This is a genomic window from Rhodoglobus sp. (assembly GCF_053580035.1).
Window position 1 is genome coordinate 1832446 of the sequence record NZ_JBMDVL010000001.1, and the last position, 11821, is coordinate 1844266.

At 62.4% G+C, this 11821-nt stretch carries 11 protein-coding genes, 1 tRNA gene and 1 pseudogene; 9 read left to right on the forward strand and 4 right to left on the reverse strand.

Going from position 1 to position 11821, the window contains the following annotated elements; translation table 11 throughout:
• Positions 1–202: 202 nt before the first annotated feature.
• From ACOH1Z_RS08990 to ACOH1Z_RS09015, 6 genes are all read left to right on the forward strand, one after another.
• Entirely contained in the window at positions 203–1657 is a 1455-nt protein-coding gene (locus ACOH1Z_RS08990) for a glyceraldehyde-3-phosphate dehydrogenase (protein WP_449648101.1), read from the forward strand.
• A gap of 90 nt (positions 1658–1747) precedes the next feature.
• Positions 1748–2776, forward strand: a complete 1029-nt coding sequence (locus tag ACOH1Z_RS08995) for an isopenicillin N synthase family dioxygenase (RefSeq protein WP_449648102.1) — start codon at positions 1748–1750, stop codon at positions 2774–2776.
• A 362-nt stretch (positions 2777–3138) separates the two neighbouring features.
• Positions 3139–4245, forward strand: coding sequence for a Gfo/Idh/MocA family protein (locus ACOH1Z_RS09000; protein ID WP_449648103.1), 1107 nt, complete (start codon positions 3139–3141; stop codon positions 4243–4245).
• Positions 4242–5090, forward strand: coding sequence for a fumarylacetoacetate hydrolase family protein (locus ACOH1Z_RS09005; protein WP_449648104.1), 849 nt, complete (start codon positions 4242–4244; stop codon positions 5088–5090). Before ACOH1Z_RS09000 ends, ACOH1Z_RS09005 begins: the two co-directional genes overlap by 4 nt.
• On the forward strand, positions 5087–5836 hold the full coding sequence (locus tag ACOH1Z_RS09010; protein ID WP_449648105.1) for an SDR family NAD(P)-dependent oxidoreductase: 750 nt from the start codon (positions 5087–5089) through the stop codon (positions 5834–5836). Before ACOH1Z_RS09005 ends, ACOH1Z_RS09010 begins: the two co-directional genes overlap by 4 nt.
• A gap of 86 nt (positions 5837–5922) precedes the next feature.
• Positions 5923–5998: transfer RNA gene (locus tag ACOH1Z_RS09015), tRNA-Arg, on the forward strand.
• A gap of 530 nt (positions 5999–6528) precedes the next feature.
• Here the strand turns inward: ACOH1Z_RS09015 and ACOH1Z_RS09020 are convergent.
• Complete coding sequence (locus ACOH1Z_RS09020) at positions 6529–7713, reverse strand: GDSL-type esterase/lipase family protein (protein ID WP_449648106.1); 1185 nt, start codon at positions 7711–7713, stop codon at positions 6529–6531.
• A gap of 51 nt (positions 7714–7764) precedes the next feature.
• Positions 7765–8343, reverse strand: coding sequence for a TetR/AcrR family transcriptional regulator (locus ACOH1Z_RS09025; protein WP_449648107.1), 579 nt, complete (start codon positions 8341–8343; stop codon positions 7765–7767).
• 242 nt (positions 8344–8585) lie between these two features.
• Between ACOH1Z_RS09025 and ACOH1Z_RS09030 the strand changes: the two genes are divergently transcribed.
• Positions 8586–8804, forward strand: coding sequence for a recombinase family protein (locus ACOH1Z_RS09030; RefSeq protein WP_449648218.1), 219 nt, complete (start codon positions 8586–8588; stop codon positions 8802–8804).
• On the opposite strand, the pseudogene ACOH1Z_RS09035 reads toward ACOH1Z_RS09030, so the two are convergent.
• Positions 8737–8979: pseudogene (locus tag ACOH1Z_RS09035) on the reverse strand (IS481 family transposase); the annotation flags it as partial. The gene ACOH1Z_RS09030 and the pseudogene ACOH1Z_RS09035 overlap by 68 nt on opposite strands.
• A 371-nt stretch (positions 8980–9350) precedes the next feature.
• Between ACOH1Z_RS09035 and ACOH1Z_RS09040 the strand changes: the two are divergent.
• Together ACOH1Z_RS09040 and ACOH1Z_RS09045 are read left to right on the forward strand one after the other, a co-directional pair.
• On the forward strand, positions 9351–10082 hold the full coding sequence (locus ACOH1Z_RS09040; RefSeq protein WP_449648108.1) for a MerR family transcriptional regulator: 732 nt from the start codon (positions 9351–9353) through the stop codon (positions 10080–10082).
• A 33-nt stretch (positions 10083–10115) separates the two neighbouring features.
• On the forward strand, positions 10116–11327 hold the full coding sequence (locus ACOH1Z_RS09045) for an MFS transporter (protein ID WP_449648109.1): 1212 nt from the start codon (positions 10116–10118) through the stop codon (positions 11325–11327).
• Between the two features lie 98 nt (positions 11328–11425).
• Here ACOH1Z_RS09045 and ACOH1Z_RS09050 read toward each other — a convergent pair whose 3' ends face one another.
• Complete coding sequence (locus ACOH1Z_RS09050) at positions 11426–11767, reverse strand: winged helix-turn-helix transcriptional regulator (protein ID WP_449648219.1); 342 nt, start codon at positions 11765–11767, stop codon at positions 11426–11428.
• Between the last annotated feature and the right edge of the window lie 54 nt (positions 11768–11821).

Below are 11821 nucleotides of genomic sequence, written 5' to 3' on the forward strand. Positions count from 1 at the left end.
GGGCGTTCCCGACGTCGAAGCGGGCGAAATCCCGCCCTCCCGCCCCGTTAAGAATCGCCCCCTTTGGCGCTGTCTAAAGTGTTGCCCGAACTGCATCCCACTGGCAGCCCGAGCCGAGCATCCGTCTGGAAGAATGGATGCGGGGCCAGCCACGTCACAAGCGCGCTTGCGGCCCCGTGACACTGCAGTCGGAAGGAACCTGATGCAACGCGAACACAGCGACGAATTTTCCCGATGGAACGCCCGCCAAGAACTGGCTGAGGCAATGATTCCGCTCATCGGTGGGCTGTATCGCAACCACGGCGTTGTGACCTCGATTCACGGGCGTCGCCTTATCAACCAGTCTCCGGTCGAAGTGCTCAAAGCGCACCGGTTTGCGCGGCAGATTAACGAGAGTGAACTGCCGATTGAAGAGACCATGCCGGTGATGCTCGCGCTGTCGGCGATGCCATTGAATCCGGCATCCATTGACCTAGCGAAGCTCGTGAATCGCTTCCGCGAGCAGGGCGGAACGCTCGACGACTTCCTCGCTGCCGAACTTGCCCCAGCGCTCAAGAATGGTCGCGAGACAAAACCGTCGGGAGCGGATGTCGTGCTCTACGGTTTCGGACGCATCGGTCGACTGTTGGCCCGCATCCTCATCGCGCACGCCGGCAACGGCGAAGGGCTGCGTCTGCGAGCGATTGTTGTGCGCCGAGGCTCAGACAATGACCTCGTGAAGCGCGCCAGCCTGTTGCGTCGTGACAGCGTGCATGGTCCATTCGAGGGGACCATTTCGGTCGACACCGACGCGAACACAATCTTGGCCAATGGCACCCTCATTCAAGTGATCTACTCGAACGATCCCGCCACGATCGACTACACCGAATACGGCATTTCGGATGCCATCGTCGTCGACAACACGGGTCGCTGGCGTGACGAAGCGGGCCTCGGCCAGCACCTCAAGTCACAGGGCGTGAAGCGTGTTCTCCTCACTGCCCCCGGCAAGGGCGACATCAAGAACATTGTCTTCGGGCTCAACCACGACACAATCTCCGACACCGACACCATCCTCTCCGCTGCGTCGTGCACGACAAACGCAATTTCGCCGGTGCTCAAAGCGATCAATGACCAGTACGGCATCGAGCACGGGCATGTCGAAACGGTGCACTCGTACACGAATGACCAAAACCTGACCGACAACTTCCACTCGGGAGACCGTCGGGGTCGCTCAGCACCGATGAACATGGTCATCACCGAGACAGGTGCCGCGAAGGCAGTTGCGAAGGCTGTTCCGGAACTTGCTGGCCTGCTCACTGGCAGCGCCATCCGGGTTCCGACCCCGAATGTGTCGATGGCGATTCTCAACCTTAACCTCGCGACCGAAACGACGCGTGCTGAGGTTAATCGCTACTTGCGCAACCTCTCTCTTGATTCGACTCTGCAGCAGCAGATCGATTTCATCGACTCGCCCGAGGTTGTCTCTAGTGACTTCACGGGATCGCACCGCGCGGGCATCGTGGACGGCCTCGCCACCATCAGCGACGGCAAGCATCTTGTGCTGTATGTCTGGTACGACAACGAGTTCGGCTACACAAGCCAGGTCGTGCGCGTCATCGAGCACATGGGGCAAACACACCCGCAAGTTATTCCCGAACGCGCCGCTGTCGGCTCATAATTCTCCGAACCGTGATCGTGTTACGCCCACGCTTAGCGCTGTGGGCGTAACAAAGTAAAACTCTCAGGTCGCCCGTGTGAACATCGTTAAATGAACGAATCCGCACTCCCAGTAATTGATCTCTCGCTACTCGATGGCGGCCCAGAATCGGCCGCCCAGTTTCGTGACGATCTGCTGTGTGCGACCCACGATGTTGGGTTCTTTTACCTCGTCGGGCACGGTGTCGACGAGACATTGATGGATGACCTGCTTGCGGCATCCCGCGAGTTCTTTGACTTGCCCGCCGAGCAGAAGCTGGCTGTGGAGAACGTGAAGAGCCCGCAGTTCCGTGGCTACACGCGCGTGGGCGGTGAGCTGACCGAGGGCAAGACCGACTGGCGCGAACAGATCGATGTGGGTCCAGAGCGCGACGTTGTCGACAATGCTGCCGGGCTTGCCGACTATTGGCGTCTCGAAGGCCCCAACCTGTGGCCGGATGCCGTGCCCCAGCTTCGTGAATTGGTCAACGAATGGAACGACAAACTCAGTGCCGTCTCGTTGCGACTATTGCGCGCCTGGGCTCACGCCCTCGGGGCGCCGGAGGACGTGTTTGACAACGCCTTCGCCGAGAAGCCTTTCCCGCAGCTGAAGATTGTGCGGTACCCGGGCGAATCTAACCCAGAGCCGAAGCAGGGTGTTGGTGCTCACCGTGATGGTGGTGTTCTGACGCTGCTGATGGTCGAGCCCGGTAAGGGTGGTCTGCAGGTTGATTTCCAGGGCGAGTGGGTGGATGTCCCGCCCAAGCCTGGCGCTTTCGTCGTGAACATTGGCGAGATGCTTGAGCTCGTAACCGAGGGTTATCTCAAGGCGACGCTGCACCGCGTCATCTCACCGCTGATCGGCGACGACCGCATCTCGATTCCCTTCTTCTTCAACCCGGCACTCGACACGGTGATGCCGCAGTTGCAGTTGCCGCCCGAGCTCGCGGCTCAGGCTCGCGGGCTCTCACTCGACCCCACCAATAGCCCCATCCTCGAGACCTACGGAGACAATGCGCTTCGCTATCGAATGCGGGCGCACCCCAACGTTGCCCAGATCCATCACGAAGATCTGATTCAGGGCCCGCGGGGTGCGATCTAAACCAGCTCACTGACGTGACTTACGTGCGGCCTGCCGTTAGGGCGGGCCGCACTTTATGGTTCAGCGATGAACGCGATGCGCGCGGCCCTTCGCGGTCATGCGCGGTCATGCGCGGTCATGCGCGGTCACGCATGGTCACGCATGGCACCTTCGGAAACTCAGGAGATTTCGCTCTTCGGAGGTACTGGAGCGCTGCCAAGGCCAGTTCGGGCACCAATCTCCTGAGTTTCCGAAATATCCTGAGTTTCCTACGGCCAGCGGGAGCCATCCAGCCGCCTGTACTGCCTCCGCATTGCCCACCCCGGGTGTTTGATATATCGTTTGATCACGAGTTTTACCGCCTATGAGAGCCGGAGCAACCTGTGTCGCACTTTCCCGAACGTCAGCCCGCCGAGGCGTACACGGTCGTGATGCCAAACAAGCCGCGCCCCATCGTCATGATTGGTGCCGGCGGAATCGTGAAAGACGCGCACCTTCCCGCCTATCGCAAGGCCGGGTTCGAGGTGTGGGGGATTGTAAACCGCACCGCTGCCAAGGCGCAGGCGCTCGCTGATGAGTTCGGAATTCCGAACGTCTACACGTCGTTGTCGGATGCCGTAGCTGCGGCCCCAAAAGACGCCGTCTACGACCTCGCGCTCATGCCCGAGCAATACCCGGCAGTGCTCGACCAACTGCCCGATGGTGCTGCCGTTCTCATCCAGAAGCCGTTCGGTCAGAACCTTGCCGAGGCGCGGATGCTGCTCGACATCTGTCACCGCAAGAACCTTGTCGCGGCCGTGAACACACAGTTGCGGTTCGCGCCCTATGTGGCGGCGGCGCGCAAGCTTATAGCCGACGGTGCAATCGGCGAACTCTACGACCTCGAGATCAGGGTCGCCACTGAGACACCGTGGGAGATTTTCCCGCACGTGCTTGGCATGGAACGCCTCGAACTCAACATGCACAGCGTGCACTACATGGACCTCGTGCGGTCGTTCCTCGGCAACCCCGACGGCGTGAGTGTTGCGACCGTGCGGCACCCCGCGAAACCTCAGGTCTCGAATACCCGCTCGACGATCATCATGCGCTACCGGAATCGCCCGCTGCGGGTCACGATCAGCACGAACCACGATCACGGATTTGGCAGCGACTTCGAAGAGAGCTTTATCAAGTGGGAGGGCACCAAGGGGGCCATTCGCGCCCAGATGGGCCTCATGCTCGACTACCCGCGTGGTGGCCCCGATGCGCTTGCGATTGCGTACACCGACAAGCCCGAGCTCGGCTGGCAACCCGTGGAATTTCAGGGAAGTTGGTTCCCGGATGCCTTTATTGGCTCCATGAGCGCCCTCCAGCGGTATGTCGAGGGCTCCGTTCCTGAACTTCCGACATCGGTCGATGACGTCATGCACACCATGGCCGTTGTTGAAGCCGGCTATGAATCACAAGAGCGCGAAGGTATCGCGTTGGCAACGAAGGAGAACACTCAGTGAGATTTGCGCGACTCGGGCCGGTTGGCTCAGAAATTCCCGTTGTGCTTCACGACCGGGGAGCCTTCGACCTGCGTTCCATCGCACCAGACATTGATGGCGCATTCTTCACGGCGGGCGGAGTAGAGGCTGCTCGGGCCGCTGTCGCTGCGGGCTCGCTTCCTGCCATCGAGACCGAGGGTGTGCGCGTCGGTGCACCGATCGCTCGTCCCGGCAAGATCGTCTGCGTTGGGCTCAACTACAGCGACCACGCCGAAGAAACCGGCGCAACGTTGCCGGACGAACCGGTCATCTTCATGAAGGACCCCAGCACCATGGTCGGCCCTTTTGACGACGTGCTTATCCCGCGCCAGAGCGTCAAGACCGACTGGGAAGTCGAACTCGGCGTCGTGATCGGTGCCACTGCTCGCTACCTTGATTCCCCGGATGACGCGGCCGCCATCATTGCCGGTTACGCCGTCTCGCACGACGTCTCCGAGCGCGAGTTCCAACTCGAACGCGGCGGAACCTGGGACAAGGGCAAGAGTTGCGAAACGTTCAATCCGTTTGGGCCTGAGCTGGTGAGCGCCGACGAGGTGTCCGACCCTCAAGCCTTGGGGTTGCGACTGTGGGTGAATGGTGTGGAACGCCAGAATGGTACGACCGCGAATATGGCGTTCGGTGTCCACCACATCATTTGGTACTTGAGCCAGTTCATGGTGTTGCAGCCCGGCGACGTCATCAACACGGGAACCCCCGCTGGTGTTGCCATGGGAATCGAGGGTCAGCCATACCTGCGTGCCGGCGACATCGTTGAGCTTGAGATCGACGGTCTCGGTCGTGCGCGCCAGATGATGGTGCAGGCATGAACGCCGAATTCGACGGCCTCGTCGCCGTCGTCACCGGGGGAGCCTCGGGCATTGGCCTCGCAACCGCGCTGACGCTTGCCGAGCGCGGGGCAACCGTTGCTGTGCTCGACCTGAACCCTGAGGGGTTGGATGCTCGCCTGCACGGTTTCGGAGCCGACGTGTCTGATCGTGCTTCCGTTGACGCGGCCATCGCCGCCGTAGGGGAGAAGCTCGGCGCCATCGATATTGTCGTGAATAACGCTGGCATCAGTGCCGTGGGAACTGTCGAAGACAACGATGACGCCGAATGGGCGCGCGTGCTCAACATCAACGTCACCGGCATGGCCCGGGTCTCCGCGGCCGCGATGCCCTGGTTGCGCAAGTCGCAGAACGCCGCCATCGTGAACCTCTGCTCGATCGCCGCCCTCAATGGGCTCCCGCAGCGGGCACTCTACGGCGCATCAAAGGGTGCCGTTCTCGCCCTCACCTACGCGATGGCAACCGATCATGTGACGGACGGGTTGCGCGTCAATGCCGTCAGTCCCGGCACAGTCTCCACTCCGTTTGTGGAGCGGATGCTTCAAGGCTTCGACGACCCTGTCGCCGAACGTGCTGCACTGGATGCCCGCCAAGCCACCGGACGCATGGTGACACCAGAAGAAGTGGCCGGCGCGATCGCCTATTTGGCGAGTCCGCTCTCTGGCTCAACCACGGGCACCGCGCTCGAAGTTGATGGCGGCGTTGCTCACCTTCGCGTCAGAAAGTAGGCGCTCGCGGCATCCGTCTAGCCAGAGTGTCAGTGGGAGGTCGAAACCGCTGGTATAGTTTTCTGGTTGGCGTAAGTCAATGAGATGCGCCCGTAGCTCAGCGGATAGAGCAATTGACTACGGATCAATAGGCCGGGGGTTCAAATCCCTCCGGGCGCACCAAAAAAAGCGGGTCTGACCAGCACTTTCTCGCAGAGTGCGGTCGGACCTGTTTTTGTTTGCCCACATTCTGCCCACACTTCAAAAAGTTTCGGGTCGATTTCGGCCGAGATGCGGCCGTTGCGGCTCCTCCCGGCCCACTGTTGGTCTGGGTTTTGGTTCACCGCACGAGATTGACCTATTGACCTCTGATTGAGGGGCTGCGGCGCAGTCGCTCTCGATGTCCGCGTGTGTCACTTGTCCGTGCAGCAAGACCCTTTCAGCATCAACTTGGTACGTCTTCATTGGGGGAGTGCAGCTCACCTTTGCGTCTATCTAGGATGTACGTCAGTCCGACGTCAGGACACTTCTCGTAGGGCGTCAGGCTGGGGTCTAATTTGATTTTCTCGACACTCGCTTGGCGAGGGTCTTGGAGTTCGACCGGACAGATTCATTGACGGGGCGCTGTGAGGGCAACATCCACTGTGGAAGAATACGTGGTTGGAGTGTATTCCGACATCGATTGCGGCCGATAGGCGTGTCTGGGCCGGGTCCTAGATATTTTCGGCGGCGAACGCTCCCTCGAGGCCGAAGGTCAGCTCGGTGAAACGCTCTCCGATGCGGTGATGTGTTGTCGCGTCCGGGTGGAGCTGGTCGGGCAGTGGCAGCTCGGCGAAGTCTGCGGCGCCGTAGAGGTCGAGGCCGTCGAGGTAAAAGAGGTTCGGATCGTCGGCCGCCCGCCGCTGCACGATCTGGGACAGTTCCGCCCTGATCATTGTGAGGGTCAGTTTCCCGGCAGTGACCTCGGCCGGGTCGCCGGTGGCCGTGAACTGCAGGCGCGCGTCGGCGAGGGCGCTGAGGTCGAAAGCGCTAGGTCCAGGTGTGTCCTCGTGGATCGGACAGAAGAGAGGAGAAACAACGAGGAGCGGCGTCGTGGGATGGCCCTCCCGGATGGTGTCGAGGAAGCCGTGTACCGCGGGCGTGAAGGCGCGTAGCCGCATCAAGTCCGTATTGACGATGTTGATGCCGATCTTGAGGCTGATCAGGTCGGCGGGGGTATCGCGCATGGTGCGGGCCGTGAAAGGGTCGAGAAGGGCGTTGCCTCCGAAACCGAGGTTGACCAGTTCGACGCCCCCGCGGGAGGCAGCGAGTGCCGGCCAGGTCCCCGTCGGGCTCTCGGCGTTGGAGCCGTGACTGATTGAGCTTCCGTGGTGCAGCCAGACCCGGCGGTCTCGAGCGGGTGCCTGTTCGATGAGGGCGTCTGTGCGCAGGGCGACGAGTTCGGTTTTCTCGTTGTGGGGCAACCAGATTTCAACATCCTTCGCATGGTCGGGCAGGCCGGTGAAACGAATGGTGCTCGACGGGCCGAGGTGGGTTGTGGTTGCGCCGGTGGCCATGTTGACGGTGACAGTGATGCCGGTCGTCGCGGTGGCCTGGTCGGTCAGCTGGCCGTCGATGAGTAGGTCGAAGACGCCGTCCGGGCGGGGCGGGCCTCCGAGGTAGACGAATTTCGTGGGCAGCACGTCGAGCTCGATCGCGGTTGCCCGGGTGCGGAACGCGATCCGTATTCCGGACGGCTGGGACTCCGCGTTCGCCAACTGCGGGTCCACGTACTGCGCCCTGGCCCAGGCGGGAAGGCGGTGGGGGAGTAGGCCGTGTTCGGTGCGTTCCAAGTCAAGGGCGCCGCGGAGGTGGCCCGGTGCGAGGGGTGTTGTGATCCAGTCGTGCTGGGTGGGCATGATGTCAGCCTTCTGATCGGGAATATCGGACTGTGTCGGGTGTGTGTGGTGCTATTTGGGCGTTGGCCAGTTGCGCAGGAGGGCGTCGAGGGCGTCGAGGGCTCGGGACCAGGACTCCTGGGAGTCGGGGAGGCTGTGGCTGAAGCCGCCCTCCATCTCCAAGGTCGCAAAGCCGTGGAAGACGCTGCCGAGCAGCCGGACCGCGTGGGTCTGGTCCGGCTCGGACAGCTGATAGCCGCGCAGGATCGCCCGGGTCATCTGGGAGTGCCTGGCGCCGGCGCTCGCGTTTGCCGTCTCTGGGTCGAGCCGGAAATGCATGGCGGCATAGCGGCCGGGGTGCTCGCGGGCGTAGTCACGGTAGACGTTTCCGAGGGCGATGAGGGCGTCTTTTTCTGCACGGCCGGCCAGGGCATCCGCTGCCCGGTCGGCGAGTTCTTGGAGGGCGAGCAGTGTGATTCTGGTTTTGAGATCCTGGGAGCTTGTGACGTGGGCGTACAGGCTTGCGACCTTGACCTCGAACCGCCTCGCGAGTGCCGAGAGGGTGACGTGGTCGAAGCCGACCTCGTCGGCGAGCTCGGCGCCCGCCTGAGTGAGTCGTTCCGTGGTCAGTCCTGCACGTGCCATTCTCATCCTCCAAAACTAATGTCAGTAGGCATTTGCCTAATACTATTAGGTTTTGGCCGAGAAATGAAACTGAGACAGCGCTCGTGACCGGGGAGTTGGGATCGTGCTGTTCCACTTCCTTGATGGTGGGACGCCCCGCAGAGGTCCTTGAATTTTTGCGCTGGGCTGCCTTTTGGTATTCCACAAGTCAGGTCCAAGAGGATGTTTCGTGGGCCGGGTACGGATGTGACTTCCGGTGCGTTCGGATGATGGACATCGGTTATGCGCGCGTCTCGACGGCAAAACAAGATCTCGATCGCCAACTCGACGCCCTGGGCGCGATCGGAATCCCGTCTGGCCGCATCTATGTCGACAAGAAGTCGGGTGCGACCACGAACCGGCCGGGGTTGTCAAACCCCGGGTTTGTTGGAAGCGTTCGACTTTGCCCTGGGTCGTGGGGTGGTTGGGTCTGCCATTTTTCTGGGTGATGTGGAGGCGGCGGAGTTCTGTTTCGAAGGCGTTGCGGCCGCCTTGGCGGCCGAGGCCGGAGAGGCGGGTGGTGAAGACCATGCCGTTATCGGTGAGCGTGGAGGCCGGGATTCCGTGGGTTGTGGTGGCCTGTCGGAACTCGGCCAGCACGATCGAGGTAGTGACGCGGGTGTGCCGCGAGAATCCGGCGATCTCAAGATTCACGAAACGACAAACGAGATGCGGCATGAGACGTCTCGTATCCCATGAGATGCGACACAGTGCAGCCAGCGTGGGCAGGGCGAGACGCCTCTGATCCCTAGCGCTGCAAGATGTCCCATCCATCTGGGATGGTCCGGCGAACTTCGGTATCAACTTCCGAGCTGTCGGACACCAGCTTTGCGTGTGCGCACAAGTGGGGAAGGGGATGACGGCCGGTTCGGCTGGGACGGGCAGGGCAACGGCGTCATGACCCATCCTATGTCCGGGGCCATAAACTGAGCCTCGTCGCTGATGGGCGAGAACGAAGAATGTTGAGGCACTCTGGATTTCGGTGAGGAGAAGCTATGTTGATCGGGGAGATCGCGACGATCGCACAGGTGTCGCCGCGCGCAATTCGTCATTACCACCGAGTCGGTGTCCTGCCTGAGCCAGCTCGTTCCTCGAACAGCTACCGCGTCTACTCGGTGATGGACCTCACTCGGCTCCTGCGGATCCGTCGGCTGATCCACCTCGGGTTCCCACTGCATCGCATCGCCGAGACGTTGCGCAACGAGCCCGAAGTCCTCGACAGCGAACTCGGGGCGCTCGAAGACGACGTGCTCGGACAGATCGACCGCTTGCACCAGCAGCTCGCCGCCATCAGGTCCGCCCGCGCATCTGCGTCGCCCGACTCGATCGTGGTGTACGACACGAGCCATGAGGCAGTCCGTGAACTGTGGGCGCTCCCGGGAGTCCAGGGGATAGAGCGGGATGTTGGTCTTCTCCTCGCGTCCGCAGGGGACGAGGGTCTCCTCGAGAGGCTGAGGGAAGGGCTCGATGACCCCGCACAGCTGAGCCGAATCATCCGGTTGAGCCGACGGTTCCGGTCGATCGACGAGGACTCCTCGCCGGGGGACCGTGACTCCGTCGTCTCGGAGCTGCGTCGCGTCTTCGCGCAGTGGTCGGACCTCGTCGTCCAGCCGCAACTTAGTGAGCTCGTCAACAGCTACCTCAAGCAGGCGTTCACGGCCCCACAGCTCGACATGATCGCGACAGCCGCGGAGAGGCTGGACGAGGACGATAGCTCGCCCGCTTGACCTTGTCGCGACGACAACGTCGAGACTCGACACATGAGACTCACAATCGCCTATCTCACCTCCTACGTGTTTTCCACGCTCGGCAACTCCATCGCGGCAGTCGCATTGCCGCTGATCATCCTCCAGACGACGGGGAGCGCCATCGGCGCCGGCACGGTCGCGGCCGCCACAGTGATCCCCGCGCTCGCCGGTGGTGTCCTCATGGGAGTCGTCATCGACCGCGTCAACCGACGGACCTCGTCCATCGTCACCGATGTGATCTCCGGACTGTCCATCGCAGCCCTTCCCCTGATCGACCTCTTCACCGACCTGAACATCGGCTGGTTCGTCGTCTTCGGCGCCGTGGGTGCGCTCGGTGACATCCCCGGCATCACTGCCCGAGAGACCCTCTTGCCGGCCGTGGTGCGGACGAGCCCGTTGTCGCCAGAGCGACTCATCGGTCTTCGCGAAAGCCTCGGCGCCGCGGCGATCGTCATCGGTCCGGCCGCTGCCGGCGTCCTGACGAGTGTTCTGGGAGGAAGCACGGTCCTGTGGATCACAGCGGGATTCTCTCTCGCGGCAGCCGCCGTCACACTACTGATCCCGCACCGCGACGGAGCCGTGCCTCGAGATCCCCACCCGGCGCGGGGCAACGTCCTCTCCGAGTTCAGCGAGGGGCTGAGCGCGCTATTCGGCAACCGGTTCCTCGTGATGCTGCTGATTATGACTTTCGTCGCCGGGATGGTCACGAGCTCCTTCCAAGGGTTGATCCTGCCGGTCTACTTCACCGCCATCGAAGCGCCTGCGTTGCTCGGGCTCGTGCTGAGCGCGCTGGCGCTCGGCCTCCTGCTCGGCAGCGCTGTCTATGCGGTAGTGGCCAAGCCAGGGCGGGGCCGACGGGCGTGGCTGACGGGCGGCCTCAGTGGCGCTGCGATCGGCATCGCGCTGATGGCGTCCCTCGCGAACGTGTCGATCGTCGTCATCGGCGCCTTCGTCACCGGCTTGGCCAGTGGACTCTTCACCAGTCTCGCGGGCGTCCTCATGCTCGAACGCATTCCCGATCGAGTACGAGGACGCGTGATGAGCGTCCAGAACGCGGCGGTCACCGTAGCCCCGTCGATCGGCATCGTCATTGCCTCGATCCTGACCGAGAGCGTGAGCGTGCAGATCGCCGCCATGGCCGCAGCGGCCACGTGGACACTCATGGTCATCGGTGTGCTCGTGGCCAAGCCCATGCGCAGTCTCGCGCCCACCGCTGGTGGATGAGGCGCTCACCCGGCCATGCGCACGCGGCCCCTCTCCTGCATGGCACGACGCCCGCTGACTATGAGACCCCTCACGACCCACGGATCCTCACGGCACGATCACACCGCCGACCCGGCCGACTCCTCGTTCGGACGACCCCTCAGGTCGAGTGCGACGAAGACGCCTTCGAGGCTCCGTCCCTTGGTTGTCACGCGATAACTGACTTGTGGCGGGACAGTCGGCGTGACTTCCCGTTCGAAGACCCCGCCCTCCACGAGGGTCTTCAACTCTCCGGAGAGCACCTTCTGGGAGATACCGCCGACACGGCGCTGCACCTCGGCGTAACGCCTCTCCTCACGCAAAAGCTTCCACAGGACGCGCATCGCCCATTTGCTCCTGACGAGATCGATCGTGCGCCGGACCGTGTCCTCGCAGTAGCCGTCGGAGATGCCGGTTGCTATGTTGGGCTCCTACCTGCTGGTGTGCACCTGACCTGGAAGTTCACTTTCCTCGGA